The sequence below is a fragment of the Amycolatopsis sp. lyj-23 genome, from assembly GCF_046549135.1.
Classification (GTDB): domain Bacteria; phylum Actinomycetota; class Actinomycetes; order Mycobacteriales; family Pseudonocardiaceae; genus Amycolatopsis.
Window position 1 is genome coordinate 296,121 of the sequence record NZ_JAJPWN010000006.1, and the last position, 25,043, is coordinate 321,163.

Annotated in this window: 23 protein-coding genes; 7 read left to right on the plus strand and 16 right to left on the minus strand. The window is 71.5% G+C overall.

Going from position 1 to position 25,043, the window contains the following annotated elements; genetic code table 11:
- Positions 1 to 5: 5 nt before the first annotated feature.
- From ACLJPY_RS17250 to ACLJPY_RS17270, 5 genes are all read right to left on the minus strand, one after another.
- Entirely contained in the window at positions 6 to 530 is a 525-nt protein-coding gene (locus ACLJPY_RS17250; RefSeq protein ID WP_410589647.1) for a hypothetical protein, read from the minus strand.
- 346 nt (positions 531 to 876) lie between these two features.
- Positions 877 to 2,310 carry an LCP family protein gene (locus ACLJPY_RS17255; RefSeq protein ID WP_410589648.1) on the minus strand — a complete coding sequence of 478 codons (1,434 nt, stop codon included), beginning with the start codon at positions 2,308 to 2,310 and terminating at the stop codon, positions 877 to 879.
- 48 nt (positions 2,311 to 2,358) lie between these two features.
- The gene (locus ACLJPY_RS17260; RefSeq protein ID WP_410589650.1) at positions 2,359 to 3,111 is read right to left on the minus strand and encodes an SDR family NAD(P)-dependent oxidoreductase; all 753 of its coding nucleotides are present in this window, start codon (positions 3,109 to 3,111) and stop codon (positions 2,359 to 2,361) included.
- Positions 3,108 to 3,233 carry a hypothetical protein gene (locus ACLJPY_RS17265; protein ID WP_410589652.1) on the minus strand — a complete coding sequence of 42 codons (126 nt, stop codon included), beginning with the start codon at positions 3,231 to 3,233 and terminating at the stop codon, positions 3,108 to 3,110. Before ACLJPY_RS17265 ends, ACLJPY_RS17260 begins: the two co-directional genes overlap by 4 nt.
- Entirely contained in the window at positions 3,233 to 4,582 is a 1,350-nt protein-coding gene (locus ACLJPY_RS17270; protein ID WP_410589654.1) for an OFA family MFS transporter, read from the minus strand. Before ACLJPY_RS17270 ends, ACLJPY_RS17265 begins: the two co-directional genes overlap by 1 nt.
- 104 nt (positions 4,583 to 4,686) lie before the next feature.
- Here ACLJPY_RS17270 and fdhD point away from each other — a divergent pair, with 104 nt between their 5' ends.
- A complete protein-coding gene (fdhD, locus tag ACLJPY_RS17275; RefSeq protein WP_410589656.1) occupies positions 4,687 to 5,511 on the plus strand; it encodes a formate dehydrogenase accessory sulfurtransferase FdhD in 825 nt (274 codons plus the stop codon).
- 22 nt (positions 5,512 to 5,533) lie between these two features.
- Here the strand turns inward: fdhD and ACLJPY_RS17280 are convergent, their stop codons facing one another.
- Positions 5,534 to 6,973, minus strand: coding sequence for a carotenoid oxygenase family protein (locus ACLJPY_RS17280; RefSeq protein ID WP_410589658.1), 1,440 nt, complete (start codon positions 6,971 to 6,973; stop codon positions 5,534 to 5,536).
- A gap of 71 nt (positions 6,974 to 7,044) precedes the next feature.
- Here ACLJPY_RS17280 and ACLJPY_RS17285 point away from each other — a divergent pair, with 71 nt between their 5' ends.
- Positions 7,045 to 7,752, plus strand: coding sequence for a TetR/AcrR family transcriptional regulator (locus ACLJPY_RS17285; protein WP_410589659.1), 708 nt, complete (start codon positions 7,045 to 7,047; stop codon positions 7,750 to 7,752).
- Between the two features lie 79 nt (positions 7,753 to 7,831).
- A complete protein-coding gene (locus ACLJPY_RS17290) occupies positions 7,832 to 8,785 on the plus strand; it encodes an alpha/beta hydrolase (RefSeq protein ID WP_410589660.1) in 954 nt (317 codons plus the stop codon).
- 216 nt (positions 8,786 to 9,001) lie between these two features.
- On the opposite strand, the gene ACLJPY_RS17295 is transcribed toward ACLJPY_RS17290, so the two are convergent.
- The 7 genes from ACLJPY_RS17295 to ACLJPY_RS17325 form a co-directional block, all read right to left on the minus strand.
- Positions 9,002 to 9,922: an anti-sigma factor RsbA family regulatory protein gene (locus ACLJPY_RS17295; RefSeq protein WP_410589662.1), complete on the minus strand. Its 921-nt coding sequence runs from the start codon at positions 9,920 to 9,922 to the stop codon at positions 9,002 to 9,004.
- Positions 9,923 to 9,975: 53 nt separating this feature from the next.
- The gene (locus ACLJPY_RS17300; protein ID WP_410589663.1) at positions 9,976 to 10,386 is read right to left on the minus strand and encodes a hypothetical protein; all 411 of its coding nucleotides are present in this window, start codon (positions 10,384 to 10,386) and stop codon (positions 9,976 to 9,978) included.
- A gap of 49 nt (positions 10,387 to 10,435) precedes the next feature.
- Complete coding sequence (clpX, locus tag ACLJPY_RS17305; protein WP_004562779.1) at positions 10,436 to 11,731, minus strand: ATP-dependent Clp protease ATP-binding subunit ClpX; 1,296 nt, start codon at positions 11,729 to 11,731, stop codon at positions 10,436 to 10,438.
- Between the two features lie 232 nt (positions 11,732 to 11,963).
- Positions 11,964 to 12,620, minus strand: coding sequence for an ATP-dependent Clp protease proteolytic subunit (locus tag ACLJPY_RS17310; protein WP_410589665.1), 657 nt, complete (start codon positions 12,618 to 12,620; stop codon positions 11,964 to 11,966).
- Positions 12,621 to 12,645: 25 nt separating this feature from the next.
- A complete protein-coding gene (locus tag ACLJPY_RS17315; RefSeq protein WP_013228512.1) occupies positions 12,646 to 13,251 on the minus strand; it encodes a ClpP family protease in 606 nt (201 codons plus the stop codon).
- A gap of 138 nt (positions 13,252 to 13,389) precedes the next feature.
- Entirely contained in the window at positions 13,390 to 14,769 is a 1,380-nt protein-coding gene (tig, locus tag ACLJPY_RS17320) for a trigger factor (protein ID WP_410589667.1), read from the minus strand.
- A gap of 245 nt (positions 14,770 to 15,014) precedes the next feature.
- On the minus strand, positions 15,015 to 15,605 hold the full coding sequence (locus ACLJPY_RS17325) for a TetR family transcriptional regulator (protein WP_410589668.1): 591 nt from the start codon (positions 15,603 to 15,605) through the stop codon (positions 15,015 to 15,017).
- A gap of 138 nt (positions 15,606 to 15,743) precedes the next feature.
- On the opposite strand from ACLJPY_RS17325, the gene ACLJPY_RS17330 reads away from it, so the two are divergent.
- Positions 15,744 to 17,849: a fatty acid desaturase gene (locus ACLJPY_RS17330; RefSeq protein WP_410589669.1), complete on the plus strand. Its 2,106-nt coding sequence runs from the start codon at positions 15,744 to 15,746 to the stop codon at positions 17,847 to 17,849.
- 17 nt (positions 17,850 to 17,866) lie between these two features.
- Here ACLJPY_RS17330 and ACLJPY_RS17335 read toward each other — a convergent pair whose 3' ends face one another.
- Positions 17,867 to 18,397, minus strand: a complete 531-nt coding sequence (locus ACLJPY_RS17335) for a hypothetical protein (protein ID WP_410589670.1) — start codon at positions 18,395 to 18,397, stop codon at positions 17,867 to 17,869.
- Positions 18,398 to 18,563: 166 nt separating this feature from the next.
- Between ACLJPY_RS17335 and ACLJPY_RS17340 the strand changes: the two genes are divergently transcribed.
- The 3 genes from ACLJPY_RS17340 (at position 18,564) to ACLJPY_RS17350 (ending at position 22,716) form a co-directional block, all read left to right on the plus strand.
- Complete coding sequence (locus tag ACLJPY_RS17340; RefSeq protein WP_410589671.1) at positions 18,564 to 20,099, plus strand: sensor histidine kinase; 1,536 nt, start codon at positions 18,564 to 18,566, stop codon at positions 20,097 to 20,099.
- A gap of 4 nt (positions 20,100 to 20,103) precedes the next feature.
- On the plus strand, positions 20,104 to 22,050 hold the full coding sequence (locus tag ACLJPY_RS17345) for a glycosyltransferase family 39 protein (protein ID WP_410589672.1): 1,947 nt from the start codon (positions 20,104 to 20,106) through the stop codon (positions 22,048 to 22,050).
- A 108-nt stretch (positions 22,051 to 22,158) separates the two neighbouring features.
- Positions 22,159 to 22,716 carry a GNAT family N-acetyltransferase gene (locus ACLJPY_RS17350; protein ID WP_410589673.1) on the plus strand — a complete coding sequence of 186 codons (558 nt, stop codon included), beginning with the start codon at positions 22,159 to 22,161 and terminating at the stop codon, positions 22,714 to 22,716.
- On the opposite strand, the gene ACLJPY_RS17355 is transcribed toward ACLJPY_RS17350, so the two are convergent.
- Positions 22,661 to 23,839 carry a hypothetical protein gene (locus tag ACLJPY_RS17355; RefSeq protein WP_410589674.1) on the minus strand — a complete coding sequence of 393 codons (1,179 nt, stop codon included), beginning with the start codon at positions 23,837 to 23,839 and terminating at the stop codon, positions 22,661 to 22,663. The genes ACLJPY_RS17350 and ACLJPY_RS17355 overlap by 56 nt on opposite strands.
- The gene (locus ACLJPY_RS17360; protein ID WP_410589675.1) at positions 23,836 to 24,903 is read right to left on the minus strand and encodes a helix-turn-helix domain-containing protein; all 1,068 of its coding nucleotides are present in this window, start codon (positions 24,901 to 24,903) and stop codon (positions 23,836 to 23,838) included. Before ACLJPY_RS17360 ends, ACLJPY_RS17355 begins: the two co-directional genes overlap by 4 nt.
- Positions 24,904 to 25,043 lie beyond the last annotated feature (140 nt).

Genomic DNA, 25,043 nt, shown 5'->3' on the forward strand with positions numbered 1-25,043 from the left:
GAACCTCAGCCCTGGTAGTCGCGCTGCAGGGTGCCGGTCATGTCGGTGACCACGGCCTGCACGCTGTCCAGCGTCGCGGCCGGGATCAGCGCGGCCTCGGTCCCGCCGTCGGCGATGGCCAGGCCCAGCACGACGTTCCCGGTCCGGACCGCGGCCCACTGCTCGGAGAACCCGGCCTCGTCACCGACCCCGGTGGCGAGCCGGACGCCCGAGTGGTCGCCGAGCGCGTCGGTCATCAGCTGGGTCGCCTTGGTGGCGGCCTCGTCGGCGTCGGACTGCGTGAACCGCACGACGGCGATCGTGACGAGCCGGTAGTCCTGCAGGTCGGGCTTCCCGCCGCCGAGGTCGCGCGCGAACAGGCGGCGGCAGGTGGTGACCTCGTTGCCGTCGCTGGCGTGGTCGTCGGGGATGACCCGCGGCTCGGCGGTCTTCACCGAGTCGGGCGGGATCTCGACGGTCGCGGGCGCGAGCTGCGCCTGCGCGTTCGGCCCGGGCAGCCGGCAGGCGTCGATCGCGCCCGGGTAGTGCACCGAAGCGGACGCCGACTGGCACCCGGCACAAAGAACGGCTGACGCGAGGACGGGCAGGATCCACCCACCCCGGGCAACGCTGCTGCGCATAAATTCCCGGACTTTCCGTATTCCCTGAAATTGAGTTTCCGGATCGCGCACCGATCGGGTGAACTTTCCGGCCGCGACGTGGTCTTGATCCGCCGACGGTCACCGCACCCTGCCTCACCAGTGCGGCAGCGTCAAGACCACTGACCCGGGTGGTCCACCGTGGTCCGGTCTCGGCGGCGTCGCGGGAAATTCTCGCGCAATTCCGCGATTCGACGGAAAATCCGACACTTCGCCCGCGAGCAATTCGCGGCCGGGGTCAGTCCACGCAGACGACGCCGTTCGACGTGATCGGGTCGTCCGCGGCACCCGCGGGAGCGCCGCCGCCGCTCGCCACACCGGGGCCGGAGTAGACCGTCCCGAGCACCACCTCGATGTGCCCGGCCGGCACCGACGCCGACTGCTGCGTGGCCAAGCCGCCCAGCAGCTTCGCCACCTCGGCGCCGCGCTCGGCCAGGCCGGGGCCGAACCGGACCACCGACGTCCGCCGCGGGGCCGCGTTGCCCGCGGCCCGGGAGGTGAACCCCTTGTCCCGCAGGACACCCGCCACGCGGACCGCGAGACCTTCCTTCGGGCTCGCGTTGGAGACGTCGACGCTGACCGCGCCGGCCGACGCGGCCGGGCTCGGGCCCGGAGCCGGGGCCGGGGCCGCGGTCCCGATCAGGCTCGCCGCGAACGCCTTCACCGCGGCCGGATCGACCTGCACCGCCGTCGCCTTGGGGTTCGCCGGGTCGTACCGGTAGTCGACGTTGCCGACCGGGATCGTCGCGAACCGGATCCCGCCGCCGCTGATCCCGCGCATCTGCGCGACGAAGTCGAGGAGGTTCCACGAGTCGTCCAGCACGACCGAGCGCTTGACCGCGTCGATCAGGTCCGACAGCTTCCCCGGATCGGCCAGCGTGCCCGCCGAGAGCACCTGCCGGGCCAGCCCGGCGAGGAACACCTGCTGGCGGCGGACGCGCGCGAGATCGGTGCCCGGGAGGCCGTCGCGCTGCCGGACGAAGGCGAGCGCGTCCGCGCCCGAGACGCGCTGCGGCCCGGCCTGGAAGTCGGCGCCCGAGTTCTCGTCCTTCGTGGCCCGCTTCAGGCAGACGTCGACGCCGCCGACGGCCTTGCTGATCTCGTAGAAGCTGAGCAGGTTGACCTCGGCGAAGTGGTCGATCTTCACGCCGGTGAGGTCCTCGACCGCCTGCCGCGTCGCACGCCGCCCGGCCGTGAGCGCGCTCTGGTTGATCTTCGCCTTGTCGGTTTCGCCCGCGTTGCGCAGCCGCCGCGCTTCCGCGGCCTTTCCGCGCGCGAAGGCGGCGTTGATCTTGTCCCGGCCGCCGCCCGGCATCGAAACGTAGCTGTCGCGCGGGATGGAGAACGCCTTCACCTCCTTGGTGCCGTTCGGGATGCGCAGCACGATCAGGGTGTCGGTCAGGTCGTCGCCGTTGGCCCCCACCCGCAGTTCGCGCAGCACGTCCGCGGGCAGCGGGTTGCCCTGCTGGTCGGCGCGCGAATCCCGGCCGACGAGCAGGATGTCGAGCGAGCCGTCGGCCGGCTGCTCGCCCGGCTTCGTCTCGCCGCCGGCGTCGATGACGCTGTCGCGCGACACCTGGTCGAGGGCGTGGAGGTTCGCGTAGCCGTACGCCGTGCCGCCGAAGACGACCACGGCCAGCCCGGCGACGGCGATCTTGCCCAGAACGTGCACGCTCCCTCGACGCGAGCGCACGCCGATCCGCTGCACGGGTGAGCCGGGTCACATCCGCAGGTGCGAGGCTCCGTTGAGGTCGAGGATCGCGCCGGAAGCCCAGGTGGCTTCCGCCGAAGCCAGGTAGACGACGGCCGCGGCGACCTCCGCCGGCGTGCCGACCCGGCCGAACGGGCTCTGCGCGCGCAACGTGTCGTCGATCCGGTCCGCCACCCGTTCGGTGGCGGTGAAGCCGGGCGCCACCGACGTCACGGCGATCCCGTGCGGGGCCAGCGCGACGGCGAGCGACTGGCCCAACGCGTGCAGCGCGGCCTTGCTGGCGCCGTACGCGGGGTGGTCCGGCTCGCCCTTGAACGCCCCGCGCGACCCGACGTTGACGATCCGGCCCGGCGCCCCGCGCCCGATGAGGTGCCGGGCCACGCAGTAGCTGAGGTTCGCGGCGCCCAGGAGGTTGACGTCGACGGTGCGCCGCCAGATCCGCTGCCAGTCCGCGTAGGACACGTCGGCGACGCGGTGCGCGGTCTCGGCCGACGTCGCGACGGCGGCGTTGTTGACCAGCACGTCGACCCCGCCGAGCCCGGCTTCGGCCGCGTCGGCGATGCGCCGCGCGGCCTCGGGGTCGGCGAGGTCCCCGCCGATCAGCAGGTGCCCGTCGCCGGGCAGCGCGCCGAGCGTGGCCTCGGCGTCCGCGGCTCGCTGTCCATAGTGGACGGCGACCCGGTCGCCCCGCGCCGCGAAGGCCTCGGCCACGGCGCGCCCGATGCCGCGGGACGCGCCGGTGACGAGCACTCCCCGGCTCATCCGAACAGCTGGACCAGCTTCAGGAACAGCTGGTAGACGCCGTACCCGAAGGGGATCACCACCCACGCCCAGGCCAGCACGATCAGCGGGACCCGGTTGGTCTTAGCCGACGGTTCGGTCATCACGCCTCACTCCTCGCGGCCTCGGGAACCGGCTCGTGGTACTTCTCCTTGACCGGGCGGACCAGTTCGTTGGCCACGAACCCGACCACGAGCAGGCCGATCATGATGTAGAAGGACAGCTGGTAGAGGTCCGGCCCGGACTTGCCCGCCGCCTTCTCGGTGTCCGCGATCCGGTTGACGATCAGCGGGCCGAGCACGCCGGCCACCGACCACGCGGTGAGCAGCCGTCCGTGGATCGCGCCGACCTGGTAGGTGCCGAACAGGTCCTTGAGGTACGCCGGGACCGTGGCGAAGCCGCCGCCGTAGAACGACAGGATCACCATCGCGCACAGGATGAACACGAGCTTCGACGAGTTCTGCGTCAGCGCGATCACCAGGTACAGCACCGCGCCGACGCCGAGGTACGTCCGGTAGATGTTCTTCCGGCCGACCAGGTCCGAAGTGGACGACCAGACGAACCGGCCGAGCATGTTGCACAGCGACAGCAGCGCGACGAACCCCGCCGCCGCGGCCACGCCCACCGGCGTCGGTGTGCCCTTGAAGAAGTCCTGGATCATCGGCGACGCCTTCTCCAGGATGCCGATGCCCGCGGTCACGTTGAAGCACAGGACGACCCACAGGCACCAGAACTGCGGCGTCTTGATGGCGTTGGCGGCCGAGACGTTCGCGGTGCTGATCATCGCCCGGCCGTGGTCGGTCTTCGGCTCCCAGCCCGCGGGCTTCCAGTCGTCGGCCGGCACGCGCACGAGCAGCCAGCCCATCGACATGAACACCGCGTAGACGACGCCGTGGACCAGGAACGCCGTCGCGATGGTGCTCGCGGTGGGGTTGGTGCCGAGCATCGACGACGACCACGGCGAGGCGATCAGCGCGCCGCCGCCGAAGCCCATGATGGCGATGCCGGTGGCCATCCCCGGCCGGTCCGGGAACCACTTGATCAGCGTGGACACCGGCGAGATGTAGCCGATGCCGAGCCCGATCCCGCCGATCCCGCCGTAGCCGAGCACGACCAGCCAGAACTGGCCGGTCGCCACGCCGAGGGCCGCGATGAGGAATCCGCTGGCGAAGCAGCACGTCGACACGAACATCGCCCAGCGCGGGCCGTTCTTCTCGACGAGGGTGCCGCCGAACGCGGCGGACAGCCCGAGCATGACGATGCCGAGCTGGAACGGCAGCGAGCTCTGCGTCCCGTTGAGGTGCATCGTCTTCTCGAGCGGGGTCTTGAACACGCTCCACGCGTAGGCCTGCCCGATCGACAGGTGTACCGAAAGGGCCGCCGGCGGAACCAGCCAGCGCGTCCAGCCCGGGGGTGCGACGATCCGGGAACGGTCCAGGAAGCCGACAGCCATCGGAACCCTCTCCTAGAGTGGGGATGATGGAGGGAATGTATTACTAAATACCCGGTGTTGCACTATGCGAGTGTCAAACTCACCGGCAGCGGAAGGCGTGGACGATGGGCAGGGTGACCGTGCGCAGGCCGGTGCGGCGGATCTCCGCGACCGGGGACCGGCGCCGCCCGGACGCGCTGGCCGCCGAGGAGCCGCTGGAACTGCGCGTCGGCGGCCGGGCGCTGGCCGTCACGATGCGCACGCCGGGGCACGACGTCGAACTGGCGCACGGGTTCCTGCTGTCCGAAGGCGTGATCGGCGGCCGCGAGGACATCGCGGTCGCCCGCTACTGCGACGGCGTCGACGACCAGGGCCGCAACATCTACAACGTTCTGGACATCGCGCTGGCGGACGGCGTGCCGCCGCCGGACACCGGCGTCGAGCGCAACTTCTACACGACGTCGTCGTGCGGCGTCTGCGGCAAGGCCGCGCTCGACGCGGTCAAGCTCCGCACCCGCTTCTCCCCCGCTTCGGCGGCCTTCACCGTGAAGAGCGAAACCCTGGCCGGCCTGCCGGACGCACTGCGCGCCCGCCAGAAGGTGTTCGCCAGCACCGGCGGCCTCCACGCGGCCGCACTGTTCACCCCGGACGGTTCGCTGGCGGTCGTCCGCGAAGACGTCGGCCGGCACAACGCGGTGGACAAGGTCCTCGGCTGGGCGGTCCTCGAAGGCCGCATCCCGGCGCCCGGCCACGGCCTCCTGGTGTCCGGGCGCGCGTCGTTCGAGCTGGTGCAGAAGGCCGCGATGGCGGGCATCGGCCTGCTGGCGGCGGTCTCGGCGCCGTCGTCGCTGGCGGTGGAGCTGGCCGAGGAGAACGGCATGACCCTGGTCGGCTTCCTGCGCGGCGACTCGATGAACCTCTACACCGGCGACCACCGCATCCTGACCTGAGCAGCACACCCGGGCAGCGCACCTAGGCAGAGGCGACCCAGTTGCCGTGGAAGCCGTTCGGCACGCGGTCCGGGAGGTGGACCGCCGCCACCGTCTCCAGCGTGCCCGCGTCCAGGATGGTCAGGTCGCTGCGCCGCGTTGCCGGGTCGAACACGAACCCCAGCAGGACGCCGTCGTCTTCGGGCGCGTCGTCGTGGCGCGGGACGAACACGAATTCGCCCGGCTGCTTGCCCGCGCCGAACGCGCGCTCGGCGCGGGAGCCCGTGTGGAAATCGTGCTTGTACAGCGAGCCACCGGGTTCCGCGCCGCCGTCGGCCGACATCGCGTAGCCGTAGCGGTGGCGGCGGCCGACCAGGCGCTCGTCGACGCGCGGGAACTCCTGGCCGCGGTCGTCGAGGCGTTCCTCCAGCACCTTGCCCGCGGCCAGGTCGACCGTCCAGCGGTCCAGCGTGGGGCCGCCTTCGCCCGGGCCGTGCAGTTCCGTGTCGAACATCCGCGGGTGGCGGACGACGTCGAGCACGATGCCGTCGCCGTCGTCGTAGGCGTTGAGCGGGTGGAAGACGTAGCACGGCTCGACCTCGAACCAGCGCACGTCGCCGTTGCCGCCCTCGCGCGGCATGACGCCGATCCGGGCGGGGTACTTCGGGTTCCAGCGGTACGGCAGGCCGCCGTTCGCGCCGATCTTGCGGGCCATCATCGCGGTCACCGGGTCGGGCACGCGGACCTTGCCGACCATGGCCGAGACGACGAGCTTCGCCGGCGTCCGCAGGGCGGCCGGCACGCTGGCCGCGACCGCCGACTCGGCGTCGAACGTGACCGGCAGGTCGTAGAACACGACGTGGCGCTCGGTCAGCGAGAAGTCGTGCATCATGGGCGACCCGGTGACCTCGACGTCGACCGTGCGGCGGGCTCGCCCCTCGGCGTCGATCACCGAGTACTGGACCTTGTTCCCCATGCCGAAGAAGTACGAGACCGCGTGCAGCTCGCCGGTGCGCGGGTCGCGCTTCGGGTGCGCGGTGTAGCCGCCGGGCAGCGTGCCGTCGAAGTCGCAGCGGCCGACGGTGTCGAGCTCGTCGGTCAGCTCGTAGATCGGCGCGCCCGCCTCGACCAGGGCGAGGGTCTTCCCCGCGTGGCCGATGACGTTCGTGTTGGCGCCGAGCGCGTCCAGCCCGCAGAACCGGCTCGCGTCCTCGCCGTCCAGCGCCGCCGCGACGGCGGGGTTGCGGACCCACCGGTTGCGGTACCACTCGGCCTTCCCGTCGCGCAGCCGCACGCCGTGGACCATGCCGTCGCCCATGAACCAGTGGTAGGCCGCCGGGTCCACCTCGGACAGCGGGTTGGGGCCGTTGCGCAGGTACCGGCCGTCGAGGAACTCCGGGATCGCGCCCGTGACGGCCAGGTCGGTGCTCGTGTGCTCCCGGCTGACCGGGGCGAAGTTGCCCTCGAGGAACTTGTTGCCCATGTGACCCCTCCACGGTTTCCATAACTCGGTTATAGAACCAGGTATAACAGGGTTATGGGATACTGGCAAGCATGAGCCCCAAACCGCGCGCGACCGACGTCAAGGCCCGGCTCGTGGAAGCCGCCATCCGGCTGCTCGACGAGAACGGGCCCGAGGCCCTGCAGGCCCGCAAGCTGGCCGCGGAGGTCGGCGTCTCGACGATGGCGGTGTACACGCACTTCGGCGGGATGGCCGCGCTCGTCGACGAGGTCGCGCGGGCCGGCTTCGTGCGGCTCAGCGGCTGGCTGGCCGAGGTCGGGGAAACCGGCGACCCGGTGGCGGACATCTTCAGCCTGGCCCGCACCTACCGGCAGGCGGTCGCCGAGCAGCCGCAGCTGTTCGCCGTGACGTTCGGCCAGTCCGCACCCGGCGGCAAGCGGGCGACGCTGTCGGACCTGACGACCGAGGAGGGTCGCGAAGCCGCTCAGGAGGGGCTGGAGGCGTTCGCCCACATCGTCCGGGCGACCGAGCGGGCCATCGCGGCCGGCCGGTTCCGGCCCGCCGACGAGTACCAGGCCGCCGCCCAGCTCTGGAGTGCGCTGCACGGATTCGTCACACTGGAGGCGTCGGGGCACTTCGGCCCCGGTGAACAGGGCATAGACCACATTTTGATCCCCCTCGGGATCACCATGGCGGTGGGTCTCGGGGACACTGTGGAGGAGGCCGGGCGCTCGGCCGAGGCCGCGCGGGCGGCCTGGCGGGCGAGGACCGGAAACGCCGGGCAGGGTGAGAACGAATAACCCGGTGAACGAGGGCGCGAGGGAACGCGGAGCGGCTGCGCGGCGTCCTTGATGAGGGGGCAGGGGGATGGAGAACGGGATGAACGAGGAACACGAGGACGCGGAGCCGGCCGGCGGGGTCGCCGACGCGGTCCAGGGCGCCCGCCGGTGGATCGGCCGCCGGTCGGTGCTGATCGCGGGCGCGTCCGGGCTGGCCGTGACCGGCCTCGCCGTCGGCACCGCGACCGGCAAGCTCCCGTTCAGCCCGGCCATGCAGCGGACGCTCGGCGTGACGTCGTCCAACCCGACGACCCAGCTGGGCAGCACGCGCGTCGAGCGGGTGTACTCCGCGGCGCGCGGCCGGATGGTCGACCTCGTGTTCATCCTGCCGTCGAAGACCCCGCCCAAGGGGCTGCCGATGTCGCTGATGCTGCACGGCCTGCACGGCAACGCCCGCAGCGCGGCCCCGACCGGCACGATGAAGCAGCTCGCCAGCGACGTCGCCCGCAAGGCGGTGCCGGCGTACGGCTTCGTGGCCGTCGACGGCGGCGACAACTACTGGCACCAGGTGCACCCGGGCGACGACCCGCTGGCGATGCTGCTGGAGGAGGTCCCGCAGTGGCTGCGGGCCCGTGGCTTCGCGGGGCCGAGCGGGCTGCCGTTCGCCTGTACGGGCGTGTCGATGGGCGGGTTCGGCGCGCTGGTGTACACGCGCCGCCGGGTCGAGCGGCGCCAGCCGCCCGACGCCGTCGCGACGCTGGCCCCGGCGCTGATCACGTCGTGGCCGGAGATGGCCAAGCGCCACATCTTCACCGGCATCCAGGACTGGACGGCGCTGGACCCGCTGCGCCACATCGACGAGACCAAGGGCGTCGCCAACGCCATCTGGTGCGGCACGGAGGACTCGTTCATCACCGGCGCCCGCCGCTACATCGCGGCGGCGCACCCGGCGGTCGCGCACACCGCCCACGGCAAGCACGGTGACCCGTTCAACCGCACGGTGGTGCCCAGCCTGGTGAGCTTCCTCGGCAAGCACGTCCCCCGCACGGACTGACCCGCACCCAGCCGGTCGCCCCGCGTACCCAGACAGTCGGCCCGCGTACCGGAAGGGTCGGTTCGCGTACCCAGACGGTCGGCTTGCGTACCGGAAGGGTCGGTTCGCGTACCTGGACGGTCGGCTGACCGGCCGACCCTCCAGGTACGCAGGCCGACCCTCCAGGTACGCAAGCCGACCCCTCGGGTACGCGGGCCGACCCTCCGGGGACGTCGGTCAGCGGGCGAAGTGGATGCGGGTGGTCGTGCGGCCCGGGACCCAGTACGTGCGGACCAGGTCGGACAGGCGGTTGACCAGCAGGAGACCGCGGCCGCCCGGGGTGGTGGCCGCCGGGGGGATGCGGCCGGCCAGTGGCTCGGCGATCGTGCCGTCGTCGCTCACCTCGGCGACCACTTCCGCCGCCTCCGTCCACAGGCGCAGCACGCCGGCGCCGCCGCCGTAGAGGACGCTGTTCGTCGTCAGTTCGGCGATCGCCAGCGCGAAGTCGTCGCGGCGGGGCCGGCGCAGACCGTGCCGGGCCGCCCAGATCTCCGTGAAGCCGCGCAGCGACGCCAGCTGCCCGATGTCGAAGCGGCGCTCGACCGCGGCGGGCGGCGGCTCCAGCGGCCGCGTGAAGTCCGCTCGGACGCCGTCGGGGTCGAACCGCGGGCTGTCGAACGGACCGGCCAGGCCCCACAGCTCGGGGTGGGTGCGCTCGGCGTCGGCCAGCACCGGCAAGGGCAGCGCCCCGACGTCGTACGGGCAGAGAACCGCCAGGTCACGTCCCGCGAAAGCGGTGTTGATGAGGGCTTCGTGCACCACGCACGCCGGGTACTCCGCGTCCGTGCGCCCGGCCCAGATCGGCTCGCCGACGATGCGCACCGGGCCGTCGTGCTCGGCGGCGAAGGCGTGCAGCACCGACGGGAGGATCGCGCCGGGATTGCGCCCCGCCTGGTGCATGTCGATCAAGCGGACGTCGCCGGCCCGGTCTTCCAGGGCCTTCTCGATCAGCAGCAGGTTGCGGCCGGGAACGGCCACCGCCGCGGGTTCACCCCGGTCGAGACCTTCGAGCAGGAACGGGAGGACACCGTCGAGGTATTCGGTGTCGCCGCGATAGAAGAGTGCCGGATGCCGAAACGGTCTGAGGGCATCTTCCACAGTGTGGGCTTACCCAGCCGGTTCCCACGCCAAACGCGGCGAACGCCGGGAAGTCACTCCACCCAGCGGCCGACGACCGAAATCAGCCAGAAGCCGACCATGGTCGCCAGTGCGAACAGCAGGACCCAGTTGAACAGCTGACGGCGCTCGGTCACGCCGCGGGCCTGGCGCAGGGCGTACGCCGCGACGACGAACAGCGGCACGGGGATCAGCGGCAACGGCGACAGCCGGGCCACGACAGCGACGACGCAGGTGCCGGTGAACACGGCCAGCACGCCCATCAGGACGCGGTTGAGCCACGGGTACCGGCCGGCGACGGACGCGATCACGCGTTCGCTCAGCTCGCGGAACCCCAGGACCGGCGCGGCCGGGGCGGTTCCGGCGGGCTCCGGGGCCGGCGGCGGCGGCGCTTGGACGCCGCCGCCCGGAGCGGCCCCGGAACCCGGGAAGGAATCAGCAGTCATTCAGCTTTCCTGTCGGGTCTCCGGGCCGGGCGGCCCGGAGACGCCCGGCTCAGGCGGACTTCTCGCCGCGCTCGCTGCGCGCGCGCCGCGTCGGCTGCCGGGCGACGATCGTCGGGTTCACGTTCTCCCGGACGGTCTGCTCGGTGATGACGACCTTCGCCACGTCGTCGCGGCTCGGGATGTCGTACATGACCGGCTGGAGCACTTCTTCCATGATGGCACGCAGCCCGCGGGCGCCGGTTCCGCGCAGGACCGCCTGGTCGGCGATGGCCTCGAGCGCGGTCTTGGTGAACTCCAGCTCGACGTTGTCCATCTCGAAGAGCTTCTTGTACTGCTTCACCAGGGCGTTGCGGGGCTGGGTCAGGATGTTGACCAGCGAGTCCTTGTCCAGGTGGTTCACCGTCGCCACGACCGGCAGCCGGCCGATGAACTCCGGGATCAGCCCGAACTTGATCAGGTCCTCGGGCATCGTGTCGGAGAAGACGTCGCTCTCCTCGATCTCGGACTTCGTGCGGATCTCCGCGCCGAAGCCGAGGCCGCGCTTGCCGACCCGCTCGTTGATGATCTTCTCCAGCCCGGCGAACGCGCCGGCCACGATGAACAGCACGTTCGTCGTGTCGATCTGGATGAACTCCTGGTGCGGGTGCTTGCGGCCGCCCTGCGGCGGCACCGAGGCGGTGGTGCCCTCGAGGATCTTCAGCAGCGCCTGCTGCACACCCTCGCCGGAGACGTCCCGGGTGATCGACGGGTTCTCGCTCTTGCGGGCGATCTTGTCGACCTCGTCGATGTAGATGATCCCGGTCTCGGCCCGCTTGACGTCGTAGTCCGCCGCCTGGATGAGCTTGAGCAGGATGTTTTCGACGTCCTCGCCGACGTACCCGGCCTCGGTCAGCGCCGTGGCGTCCGCGATGGCGAACGGCACGTTCAGCAGCTTCGCGAGCGTCTGCGCCAGGTAGGTCTTGCCGCACCCGGTGGGGCCGAGCATCAGGATGTTCGACTTGGCGAGCTCGACCGACTCTTCCTTGGAGTCCTTCGGCCCGGCCTTGTCGTCCGCCTGGATGCGCTTGTAGTGGTTGTACACCGCCACCGCGAGCGTCCGCTTGGCGTCTTCCTGCCCGATGATGTACTGCTCGAGGAACTCGTGGATGTCGGCGGGCTTGGGCAGCTCGTCGAGCTTGACGTCGCCGGCCTCGGCCAGCTCCTCCTCGATGATCTCATTGCAGAGGTCGATGCACTCATCGCAGATGTAGACCCCGGGGCCGGCAATGAGCTTCTTCACCTGCTTCTGGCTCTTCCCGCAGAAAGAACACTTCAGCAGGTCTCCGCCGTCACCGATCCGTGCCATGGCCGTTGACCTCGTCCCCTCCGGCGCGGGTTTCCGCGCCTGACGTGTGTTGCGACGGTGCGACCCGCGGTCACGGGGTGACCGAGCGGAGCCTCACGCATTGCCACTGACGGTACCCGTCCGATGCCGCGAGCGGGAACACCCACGAGCTGTCGGGAGCACGTCAGAGGGCGACCCTAAACCAGGATGCCGGTGTGTGTCGTCTTCTCGACACACACCGGCCTGGCGGATCTCAAAGAGCCGACGCCTTGCGGTACGGCAGCACCTCGTCGATGATGCCGTACGCCTTGGCCTCCTCGGCCGTCAGGATCTTGTCGCGCTCGATGTCGGTCCGGATCTGGTCCGGGTCCTTGTTCGTGTGCTTGGCCAGGATGACCTCCATCTGGCGCCGCACCCGCTGGATCTCGTTCGCCTGGATCTCCAGGTCCGAGACCTGGCCGTACGTGCCCTCGGTGGCCGGCTGGTGGATCAGCACGCGCGAGTTCGGCAGCGCGTAGCGCTTGCCCGGCGTGCCGGCCGCCAGCAGCACCGCGGCGGCCGAGGCGGCCTGGCCGAGGCAGTACGTCTGGATGTCCGGGCGGACGAACTGCATGGTGTCGTAGATCGCCATCAGCGAGGTGAACGAACCACCCGGCGAGTTGATGTAGACCAGGATGTCGCGGTCCGGGTCCTCGTGCTCGAGGTGCAGCAGCTGGGCCATCACGTCGTTGGCCGACGCGTCGTCCACCTGCACGCCGAGGAAGATGACCCGCTCTTCGTACAGCTTGTTGTACGGGTTCGACTCCTTGACGCCGTAGCTGGTGCGCTCGACGTAGGACGGCAGGATGTACCGCGACTGGGGGATGTTCGGAGCCCGGAAGTCATCACCCGGGAGCCTGAAGTTGCTCATCGAAAGTCTCCTTGGTGCTTCGGGCTCAGCGGGAGCCCGGACGGGCGATGTCGGCGGTGAGGACGTGGTCCACGAAGCCGTAGTCCTTCGCCTCCTGCGCGGTGAACCAGCGGTCGCGGTCGCCGTCCTTGATGATCTGCTCGACCGTCTGGCCGGTCTGGTCCGCGGTGATCTGCGCCAGCTCCCGCTTCCACTTGTTGAACAGGTCCGCCTGGATCGCGATGTCCGACGCCGTGCCGCCGACACCGGCCGAGGGCTGGTGCATCAGGATGCGCGCGTGCGGGAGGGCGTACCGCTTGCCCGGGGTGCCCGAGGACAGCAGGAACTGCCCCATCGAAGCCGCCATGCCCATCGCGTAGGTCGCCACGTCCGGGCGGATCAGCTGCATGGTGTCGTAGATGGCGAACCCGGCGGTGACCGAACCACCCGGCGAGTTGATGTAGAAGCGGATGTCGGACTCGGCGTCGTCCGCGTCGAGCAGCAACAGCTGCGCGGTGATCCGGTTGGCGATCTCGTCGTTGACCTCGGAACCGAGGACGACGATGCGCTCCTGGAGCAACCGCTCGAACACCGAGTCGGTGAGGGTGAGCCCTGCGGTGCCGGTCCGCGCCTCGGGCGTGTGCTGCGTCACGTCTGCCTGCCTTTTCGCCGGCGGCGGCCCGGTGCTGACGGCCGCCGCTGTCGTTTCAGATGCTTGAGATCTTGTATCCGACCCTAACGAACTCGGGCGGTGCAGAATGCCTGACACCGCCCAAGTTCGCTCACAGCTTCACTCCGCCGGAGTCTTCGCCGTCTCGTCGGTGGCCTGCGTCTCCTCGCTTGCCGGCTCGTCGGTGCCGAAGAGCTCCGAAAGGTCGACCTCGGCGCCGGAGCCGTCGGTGACGGTGGCCTTGCGGACGACCGAGGCGAGGGCCTTGCCGCGGCGCACGTCGGCGTAGATCGCGGTCAGCTGACCCGACTGCTGGGCGCGCTGGACGTACTCGTCCGGGCTGATCCCGAAGCGCTGGGCCTGGTAGATGATCCGCTCGGTGAGCTCGCCGTCGTTGACCGACACCTCTTCCTTGTCGGCGATGGTGTCCAGCAGCAGCTGCGTGCGGACGGCCTTCTCCGACTCGGTGCGGGTCTCCGCGTCGAACTCCTCGAGCGTGCGGCCCTCGGCCTCGAGGGCCTTCGCGAACTGGGCCTCGTCGTGGTCGAACGGGTGGATCGCGTCGTGCTTGCGGTTCTCGATCTCGGCGTCGAGGACCTTCTCCGGGATCGGGACCTCGGTGCGCTCCAGGAGCTCGTCGAGCACCTTGTCGCGGGCCTGGACGCCCTGCTGCATCTTCTTGACGCGGCCGAGCCGCTCGCGCAGGTCGTTCTTCAGCTCTTCGATCGTGTCGAACTCGCTGGCCATCTGGGCGAACTCGTCGTCGGCCTCGGGCAGCTCGCGCGTCTTGACCGACTGGACGGTCACGGTCACCTCGGCGTCCTTGCCGGCGTGCTCCCCGGCGACGAGCTGGGTGGTGAACGTCTTCGTCTCGCCGGCGTTCGCGCCGACGATGGCCTCGTCGATGCCGTCGACGAGCTGGCCGGAGCCGATCTCGTAGGACAGCCCGGAGGTGCTCGCCTCCTCGACGGCCTCGCCGTCGACGGCGGCGGACAGGTCGATCGAGACGAAGTCGCCGTTCTCGGCCGGGCGCTCGACGCCGGTCAGCGTGCCGAAGCGGGCGCGCAGCTCGTCGAGCTGCTCGTCGACCTCCGCGTCGGTCAGCTCGACGTCGTCGACGGTGACGGCGAAGCCGTCCAGGTCGGGCAGCTCGATCTCCGGGCGCACGTCGACCTCGGCGGTGAACTCGAGGACGTCGCGGTCCTCGAGCTTGGTCACGTCGAACTCGGGGTTGCCGAGCGTGCGGACCTCGTTGGCGCGGACGGCCTCGATGTACTTGGCCGGGATGGCCTCGTTGACGACCTCGTCGAGCACCGGGCCACGCCCGATCCGGCTTTCCAGGACGCGAGCGGGCGCCTTGCCGGGCCGGAAGCCCGGGATGCGCACCTGCTGGGCGATCTTGCGGTAGGCGCGGTCGAAGTTCGGCTTGAGCTCGTCGAACGGCACCTCGACATTGATCTTGACTCGCGTCGGGCTCAGCTGCTCGACGGTGCTCTTCAAGGTCTTCTCCTCGAGCGGTAACGAAGGTGGTGGGCAATCCTGCGGAAATGCCCCCGGTCACCTGCAGACCGGGACATCCGAGTCTAGGCCAGTGGCGTTCGTGACCGGGCCGGGGGCCACCTGCGAGGTCAGGCGCCCCGGCGGCGGGCCGATCGCCCGGCGGTTCCGGCGGCCCGGATGCGTGGCTCAGGCGGAGGAACCGCCCGCGGGACCGGGCCCCGGCAGCCCGGCCGAACCGCGCGGAGTCAGGCTCCCAGGATCCGGCCGATCACCCAGCGCAGCTGACCGCTCGCCTGCGCCACCGAGCCGCTCGGCTGCACCAGGTGGGACAGCAGCAGCCGGACGAAGACCTCGACCGCCACCGTCCACTCCGACCGCGTCAGGCCCACGTCCGGATAGGACCCCGCGAACAGGGCCGCCACCGCGTCGACCGAACGCTCGAGCACGGCTTCGGGCCGGGTGGTCAGCAGCGGGAGGAAGTCGTCGCGGCCGGCCTGCCGGACGCCGAGGGCGATCAGGAGGAGGGGGTTGGTCCTGGCCGCTTCGAGGCTTCCGCGGAACGCGGCGGTGACGCCGTCGGCCGGGCGGCCCGGGTGGGCGGCGACGCCCTCGGCCACGCGCTCGGCGAAGCGCTCGGTTTCCCGTAGCAGCAACGCCTCCGCCAGCTCGGCCTTGGAGCCGAGTTCGTTGTAGACGGTCTGCCTGCTGACGCCGACGTGCGCGGCCAGTTTGCCCATCGTCACCGCGGCCCAGCCGTCGCCGGCGGTGAGTTCGGCCGCCGCGTCGAGCAGCCGCTCCCGGGTGCGCGCGGGTGCGGGTGGGGTGACGGCCTTCACAGGCGCAGCTTACCTGCCGCTTGCGTTCGGCTGGCCCAGACCTTTTTTCGAAGCGTGGTGCGACGTTTACAAACCCCGTCGCGTTGTCTACGGTGACTCCCGCCTCGCCAGGAGCTTCTCGACCGAGGAGACCGCTCGATGCCCGTCGTGGATACCTCGCCGCGTGGCTCCCGGACGTCCGGAACCTCGCCGTCGGCCGGCGTGCCCGCGCCGCGCTCGGTGCCCTCGCCCCGCATCCCGCTGCCGCGCCTCTCGGTGCCCACCCTCCTGTTGTTCACCGGCGGTGCCGCGCTCTGGGCCACCGCGACGTGGCTCCTGCTGGCCGGGATCGCGCCGCCGGTGTACACCGTGCCGCTGCACGCGATCGTCACCTTCACCATGTTCACCGTGGTGCACGAATCCGCGCACCACGCCGCAGGGAAGCTGACATGGGTCAACGAGCTGCTCGGCCGGCTGGCGATGCCGTTCGTCGCGGCGTACGCGTCCTTTCCGCTGCTCCGGTTCATCCACAGTGAACACCACCGCAACACGAATGCGGACTCGCACACCGATCCCGACGCCTGGACGTCGCAGGGAGCCTGGTGGTCGCTGCCGTTCCGCTGGCTCACCATCGACCTCTGGTACGCGCGGTTCTACACCGCCCGCGTGCGCACCCGCCCGGCACCGGAACGGGCGGAGACGATCGTGCTGCTGTCGCTGGCGTCCGCCACGGCCGCGATGCTGATCGCCTGCGGCCACGGCCGGGAACTGCTGCTGGGCTACCTGCTGCCGCAGCGGATCGGGCTCGCCGTGCTCGCGTGGTGGTTCGACTGGCTGCCGCACCACGGCCTGCCCGCCGCGAAGCCGCGCGACAAGTTCGGCACCACGCGGGTGCGGGTGGGGCTGGAGTGGCTGATGACGCCGATGATGCTGTTCCAGAACTACCACCTGGTGCACCACCTGCACCCCGCCGTGCCGTTCTACCGCTACCTGCGGGCGTGGCGGGACAACCGGGACGCCTACCTCGCCCGCGACGTCCCCATCATCACGGCGTGGGGCCGCGAGCTGACGCCGGCGGAGTACCGCGCGTGGCGGCGGCTGGCCGACGACCTCGGCGACCGCGAGCCCGGCCCCGAGCCACCGGACCGCACGCGCCCGAGCCGGTTCCACCGCCTGCGGGTGCGGGAGGTCCGGCCGCTGACCGCGGACGCCGTCGCGATCACCTTCGACGTCCCGCCGCACCTGGCGCCGGAGTTCCGGTTCTCCCCCGGCCAGCACGTGGCGGTCCGGGCGGTGGTCGACGGCCGTTCCGTGCGGCGGACGTACTCGATCTGCGCGCCGGCGGACACGGGCGAGCTGCGGATCGCGGTGAAGCGGCGGCCCGGCGGCGCGTTCTCCGGCTTCGCGACGACGGCGCTGGCCGCGGGCGACCACCTCGACGTCCTGCCGCCGTCGGGCGCGTTCACGCTCACCCCGGATCCGTCGCGGACCGGGCACTACGTGGCGCTGGCCGCCGGCAGCGGCATCACGCCGGTGCTGTCCATCCTGGTCAGCACGCTGACGGCCGAGCCGCACAGCCGGGCGACGCTGCTGTACGTCAACACCTCGGGTGCGACGACGTTGTTCGCCGCGGAGCTGAGCGCGCTCGCCGAGGGGTTCGGCGGACGGCTGCACGTCGTCCACTACCGCACCGACGAGCGCGACCCGGACCTGCACGCGCACCGGCCCCGGCACTTCGACACCGTCGGCGAGGCGCTGGCGATCTCGCACGTGCGCTACCAGCGCGGGCGGCTCGACGGCACGCGGCTGCGCGCGCTGCTGCAGAACCGGCTGCACCCGGCGAAGGTCGACGAGTGGTTCCTGTGCGGGCCGCGCGGCCTGCTGGAGCTGGCCCGCCGGACCCTGGCCGACGCGGACGTCCCGGAGGAGAACGTCCACTTCGAACTGTTCCGCGGCGCGGCACCCCTGCACGACCCGGCGGGCACGCCGGCGCAGGTGGCGCTGACGCTGGGCGGCACGACGACGTGCGTCACGGCCAAGGCCGGGGAGACGGTGCTGGACGCGGCGCTGCGGGCCGGGTACGAGGTGCCGTACTCGTGCACGGGCGGCGCGTGCGGCACGTGCCGGGCGACGCTGCTGCACGGCCAGGTCGACATGGACGTCCGGTACGCATTGACCGAGGACGACGTCGCGGCGAACCGGATCCTGACGTGCCGCTCGCGCGCGACGACCCCGGAGGTCGCGGTCGACTACGACCGCCGCTGACCCCCGGGGCCGCCGGGTCAGCCGGTCCGGGTGGGGGCACCGGAAGGCGGGTTGCCCTGGCCTTGCGGTCCCGCCTCGCCGTCCGTCACCGACGTCGCGGTCGCCGTGCTGCCGGACTCCGTGGCCACCACCGTGACCGTGTCGCCCGTGGCCAGGCCGGTCGCCTGGGCGGACGTGATCGTGTACGTCTTCGAGAAGCCGTCGTCGCTCTTCGCGGTCAGCGACGTCGCGCTCAGCGCCGTCACCTCACCCGTCTGCATGATCTTCGTGACGTAGCCGCCGTTGCCGTCGGACGACACGTACTCGCCGTGCAGCGCCGCGCCGAGGCCGCCGCCCGGCGTGCCGCCGGGGGCGCCCGGTCCGGCCTGCGTGCCGGTGGCCGCCGACGAAGACGCGGCCCAGATCGCCGCTCCCCCGCCGGCCACGATCACCGCGGCGACGGCGCCCGCCGCGATCTTGCGGCCCGGCGACCGAGCCGGCTTCGGGGCCGGTGCGGGTGCCGCGCCCCACGTCTGGTCCGGTGTGGACGGTGCCTGCGGTGTCGTCATGGTTTCGCTCCTGGACGTCTTGTTCGGATGAGATCCACGGTGGAGCCGCTCGCTGTGCGCGGACTGTGCCCGCCGTCAGCCGTCGCTGTGACCGCGGGCGCACCCCCACAGCCGCTTCACAGGCAGCGCACAACCGGCACACACCGCGCGGACGGACGCTGGGTCCATGGCCGCGCGAACCGTCCCGTCACGTCCCCGCCGGGGGCGGCTTTCGCTGCGCGCGAAACTGACCGGCTCGATGGTCGTGCTGCTCACCGTGGTGTGCCTGATCGTCGGCGTGGTCAGCGAGTTCGCGCTCGACCTGTTCCTCACCCGCCAGGTCGACCAGCAGCTCTCGGCCGCGGCGAACCGCTCCCTGGTGTTCGCGAGCAACGCCCCGCCGCTGGACGGCGGTCCGCCGCCGGAGAACCAGGGCCAGCACCCGCTCGGGCAGAACGTCGGCACGGTGAGCGCCACCTTCGCGGGGCGGGAACTCGTCCACGACGACAGCATCGCCGAGCACGGCGGACGGCTGTACCTGACCGCCGAGCAGCAGGCCGTCATGCTTTCGGTGCCCACCGACGGCAGGCCGCACACGCTGTCCTTCGCCGACCTCGGCGAGTACCGCCTGATGGCGCTGCCGGTCGCCGGGACGTCCGAAGTCGTGGTCACCGGCCTGCCGCTGAAACCGGTGACCGACACGCTGCTCACCGTCGGGCTGATCCTGTTCGGCGTCGCCGCGGCGGGCGTGCTCGGCGCGGCCTTCCTCGGCGCGTTCGCGGTCCGCCGCACGCTGCGCCCGCTCGACCGCGTCGCGGCCACCGCCGGGCGCGTCAGCGAACTGCCGCTCGACCGCGGCCAGGTGGCGCTGTCCATCCGCGTCCCGGCGGGCGACACCGATCCGCGCACGGAGGTCGGCCAGGTCGGCTCGGCCCTGAACCTGATGCTCGGGCACGTCGCCCAAGCGCTCGAAGCGCGCCACGAGAGCGAGATCCGGGTGCGGCAGTTCGTCGCGGACGCCAGCCACGAGCTGCGCACGCCGCTGGCCGCGATCCGCGGCTACGCCGAGCTGGCCGCCCGCGGCAGCGCGCTGGTCCCGCCGGACGTCGCCCACTCGATGGGCCGGATCCAGTCCGAGGCCGTCCGGATGACGGCCCTGGTCGAGGACCTGCTGCTGCTCGCCCGCCTCGACACGGGCCGGCCGCTGGACGTGCGGGACGTCGACCTCACGCGCCTGGTCGCCGACACCGTCGGGGACGCCAGGGCCGCCGGGCAGCAGCACCGCTGGCTGCTGGAGCTGCCACCGGACCCGGTGCTCGTGTTCGGCGACGTCCAGCGGCTGCACCAGGTGCTGGCCAACCTGCTGGCGAACGCCCGCACGCACACCCCGCCGGGCACCACGGTCGTGACGGCGCTGGCCCGCTCGGTCGACGGCAGCGCCGTGCTCACGGTGACCGACGACGGCCCGGGCATCGCGCCGGACCTGCTGCCGGACGTCTTCGAGCGGTTCGCCCGCGGCGACTCCTCGCGGTCGCGCAACGCCGGCAGCACCGGGCTGGGGATGGCGATCGCGTCCGCCGTCGTGGTGGCCCACCACGGCACGATCGAGGTGCACAGCAGGCCCGGCCGGACGGAGTTCGCCGTGCGCCTGCCGGTGGCCGTGCCCGCACAGCGCGTGCACAGCATCGACACAAGCCGGCCCCAGCTGGGCACCGGAAGCTGACGGCATGAGCGCTGTGACATCCGGGGCTTCGCCCCGGGCCGGGGGCTCCGCCACCCGGAGCCCCCGAAAAGAAGCCGATCTCGCGTCCCGCGAGACCGCCGCATCCCCGACCGCACCAGCTCGTCGTTACTGGCACCGCCCGCTCCTGGCCGTCCTCCTGCTGGGGACGGCCGCGCTCTACCTCTGGGACCTCGGCGCCTCCGGCTGGGCGAACGCGTTCTACTCCGCGGCCGCGCAGGCGGGATCGCAGAGCTGGAAGGCGCTGTTCTTCGGCTCGAGCGACGCGGCCAACGCGATCACCGTCGACAAGACCCCGGCCGCCCTGTGGGTGATGAGCCTGTCGGCCCGGCTGTTCGGCGTGAACGCGTGGAGCATCCTGGTGCCGCAGGCGCTGATGGGCGTCGGCTCGGTCTGGCTGCTGTACGCGACCGTCCGCCGCTCTTCCGGCCCGGCGGCCGGGCTCGTCGCGGGCCTGGTGCTGGCTCTCACGCCCGCCGCGGCGCTGATGTTCCGGTTCGACAACCCGGACGCCCTGCTCGTGCTGCTCCTGGTGGCGGCGGCGTACTGCGTGGTGCGCGCCTGCGAGAAGGCGAGCCCGCGCTGGCTGGCGCTGGCCGGGGTCGCGGTCGGCTTCGGGTTCCTGGCGAAGATGCTGCAGGCGTTCCTCGTGCTGCCCGCGTTCGCGCTCGCCTACCTCGTCGCGGCCCCCGTGGCGCTCGGCAAACGGCTGCTGCACCTGCTCGGCGCGCTCGCCGCGACGATCGCCGCCGCGGGCTGGTACCTCGTCGTCGTGGCCCTGTGGCCGGCCGCGGACCGGCCGTACATCGGCGGCTCGCAGACGAACTCGCTGTGGGAGCTGGTCTTCGGCTACAACGGCTTCGGCCGCCTCACCGGCGACGAGGTCGGCAGCGTCGGCGGCGGCGCCGGGCGCGGCTGGGGTTCGACGGGCCTGACCCGGCTGTTCGGCAGCGAGATGGCGGGCGGGATCGCCTGGCTGCTGCCGGCCGCGCTGCTGGCGCTGGGCGCCGGGCTGTGGTTCACCCGCCGGGCCCCGCGCACGGACGCCTCCCGGGCGGCGTTGCTCCTGTGGGGCGGCTGGCTGCTGGTGACGGCGCTGGTGTTCAGCTACATGGGCGGGATCATCCACCCGTACTACACGGTCGCGCTGGCCCCGGCGGTGGCGGCGCTGACCGGCACGGCGGCGGTCCAGCTGTGGCGCCTGCGCGCCCACCCGGCGGCGGCGGGCCTGCTCAGCGGCGGGGTGGCGGTGACGGCGCTGACGGCGTACCTGCTGCTGGGCTCGTCGTGGCGCCCGTGGCTGGCCCCGACGGTCCTGGTGGCCGGTCTGCTGGCGGCGGTGGCGCTGTTCTTCGCCCCGCACCTGACCCGCTCGGCGGCTTCGCTCGTGGCCGCGTTTTCGCTGGTCGTGGTGCTCGCGGGCACCGGGGCGTACACGCTGGCGACGGCGGCCACGACGCACAGCGGAGCAATCCCGTCGGCCGGGCCGTCATCCGGCTTCGGCGGCCGCTTCGGAGGCCCGGGCGGCCCCCGCGGCGGCTTCGGCGGCGGCCGCGGCGGCGGCCCGGGCGCGCTCCTGAGCACGACGACCCCGGGCGCCGAACTGACGGCGTTGCTGAAGCAGGACGCGTCGAAGTACACGTGGACGGCGGCGACGGTGCTGTCCAACGCGGCAGCGGGCTACCAGCTCGCGAGCGGAGCCCCGGTGCTGGCCGTGGGCGGCTTCAACGGCACCGACCCCTACCCGACGCTGGAGCAGTTCCGGCAGTACGTGGCGAGCGGCCGGATCCACTACTTCCTGGGCGAAGGCGTGTCGATGGCCGGCAACAGCGGCTCGGACGCGGCCGAGCAGATCGCGGAGTGGGTATCGGGGCACTACCAGTCGTCCACTGTGGACGGCGTAACGGTGTACGACCTGACTGCGACCGTCTGAGACACGACGAAAGCAGGGTGTGACGCCGGTCCGGGCCCGGGCAACCTGGTCAAGAACCGGCTCACTCCGGCACACTGGTGGTGCCCAGGCGAACAGGAGTTCCTGCTGATGACCGAGCCTCACGTACGGCCGGCCGGTTCGGCAGACCTGGAACCGTTCGCCACCGCGCTCGGTGACCGCGCTTTCTTCGGCGATCGCTTCGAACGGCAGCGGAAAAACGACGGCGTGCTGTTCCTGGGCTGGCTGGGGAACCGGGCCGCCGGCGTCGTCTACCTGTGGCTGGAGGAGGCGGAAGAGGCCGACATCTCCCGGCACCTGCCGGGCGTTCCGCTGATCACGCACCTGCAGGTCCACCCGGACCTGCGGCGGCGGGGTGTCGGCACGGCACTGGTCCGCGCGGCCGAGTGCCGCCTCCTCGAGAAGGGCCGCTACCGCGTCGCGCTCGCGGTGCGGACGGACAACCACGACGCCGCCCGCCTGTACAAGCACCTCGGCTACCGCGACTGGGGCCACGGCGAGGTCATCTGCCTGGCGCGGACGACCACGCCGGACGGCACGGTCCTGACCGAGGAGGAAGCGTGTTACGTGCTGGTCAGGGACCTGGTGCCGATCACACCCGTGCCGCGGACCGAGGCAGACTCGGTCGCCGCTTCGCGCCGGTGCTGAGCCGGACGTCGACCCCGGCCTGAGCCTCCAGCGGGATCCCCAGCGCGGCGACGGCGTGCTCGACCCCGGCACCGCCGTGGTGATCGCGCCGGAGGTCGGTGATCCGCTGCCGCCAGCGCACGCAGTCCTCCTGCCAGGCCCGGAGGTACCGCACGCACAGCTGGGGGCTGATCAGTTCGCTGCGGCCGATCGCGGCCTTGAGCGAGTCGACCATCCGCGTCCGCTGGCCCGCCTCGATCGGCGCGGCCTGCACCAGCTTGATGGTGTCCCGGATGATCCGGCGGCGGTCGGCGAGGAACTCCCGCCAGTACGCCCGGTCGGCGTGGGCCAGGCCCAGGTGGCTGTCGAAGAGGCCGAACACGCCTTCGGCCAGCGTGTCACCCAGTTCCTCGCCGCGGGCGCGGCGGACGTCCCGGTAGGGGTCGTAGTCCTTCTGGATCGCCGTGCCCGTGGTCGCGGACGGCCGCAGTTTCATGCCGTCCAGCAGGAAGAACCAGTCTTCGTTGTAGATGTTCGGGAAGAACGAGCTGAACGCGGCTTCACCGACCGCCAGCGCGCCGCCGCCGATGAAGGTGTCCTGCTTCTGCCCGGCGTCCCGGATCGCGTGGCAGACGACGGAGTTGTCCGGCATGCCCGCGTTGGCCAGCCCGACCACGGGGTATTCGCCGAGCAGACCGGCCGCGACGCCGAGGTCGGCGGGGTTCGGCAGTTCGATGTCGTCGTCGAGGAACAGGATTCGCTTCCAGCCGGCGAGCACCGCGATGAGCAGCCCCAGGTTGCGCTTGTAGCTCGTGTCGGTCTGCCGCCGGAACCGGGTGAAGCGCACGATCTCGTCCGCGGCGAAGGTGGGCACCAGCCCCGGGTTGAGCAGGTCGGTGTCGATGGCGAGCGCGCGGACCCCGGCGTTCTTCGCCTCCAGGACCGCGCCGGAGATCGTCGACAACTTGCTGCACAGGAAGAGCAGGAACGCGTCCTGGGCCTTGGCCGCCGCGATGGCCTGCCGCAGGTAGGGAGCCGGACGCGCGGTGGGCATGATGATGGCGTCCATCGCCGCGCGGGAAACGTCCTCGGTGCCGAAGTGCGCCAGGAGGTCCTGGTGCGACTCGTGCTGCCGCGGGCTCACCCGGCAGCCTCGGGCCACTCGTGCAACCGGTTCTCCTCGAGGGTCCAGTCGGGGGTCAGCCCCTGTCCCCCGACGACGGGCACGCGGCTGATGATGCTGAAGGATTCCACATCGCCGAAGCGCTCACGCACATACGCGGTGTTACGGTCGCGAAAACGCGCGTCCGTCAGCGCGCGAACCGCGCCCAGCGTGCCACGACCGTACATACCATTGCACACGGTCACGGTGCGCTTCCGGTTGAACGGACTTTCGTCCCGGTAGAAGTGGGCGACGTCCTCCAACAGGTGCTCCTGGCTGTCGAGCTTCGGTTCGAACAGCTTCGAGTCACCGTTTTCCGTCACGAGAAACCCGCCGTGCTCCGCGTCGGCCTCCCGGGGGACCTGCTGCACCGGAAGCTTCACCCGTTCGATGACGGTCCGGGTCACCGAGTTGAAGTCGACGCCGCCGAGCAGGACGAGGTGGCTCGTGTAGTCGTCGGCCGCCAGCTCGTCGCTGGTGCAGAACTTGACGTTGTTCTCCGGGTTGCGCGCGCGGATGTGCCCGAACAGCTCGATCAGCGCGTCCGGGTCGGCGTAGGTGTACAGCGAGACGAAGTCGGCGCTGTCCGGGTCCGCGTAGGACAGGTGCGCGCGGTACTTCTCCGGTAACCGGGCGCAGACGATGGTGATGTTCTGGTCCGCGTCGAAGGTCCAGATGTCCGCCGCCGCCGACGGGACGAACCCGCCGCCGCCCTCACGCAGCCACATCAGTTCCTGGAGGAGCTCGTCGCGCTGGGCCCGCTCTTCGTCCGTCAGCTGCTCGACGGGAAGGACACGCAGGGTGGCGCCGCTCAGGGACCGCCGGGTCGCGAACAGCGTCGCGTAGGCCTCGAGCCGCCGGTTCGGCGGTGCGACCGGCCGGTCGGTGTTCTCCCACGACGAGATGAGCGAGATGCTGAGCGGTTTGCTCCCGCCGAGCGCCTGGGCGAGCTGAGCCTGGGTGATCCCGGCCTCGGGCCAGTGTGTCTCGCGGAGCGCGCGCAGGCGGTGGGCGAGGGCGGGCCGGGGCGACTGGGCTGGGGACACGACGCGGGCCGCCCTTCAGGAAATTTCAGTACTCCCGATGAGTGCACCGATACTACTCCCCGTCACTAGTGGCCTGATCGGCGGCCCACCGAAGCTGGGACTGAAACGTTACGCTCAGCGGAACATCCCCGCACCGAACA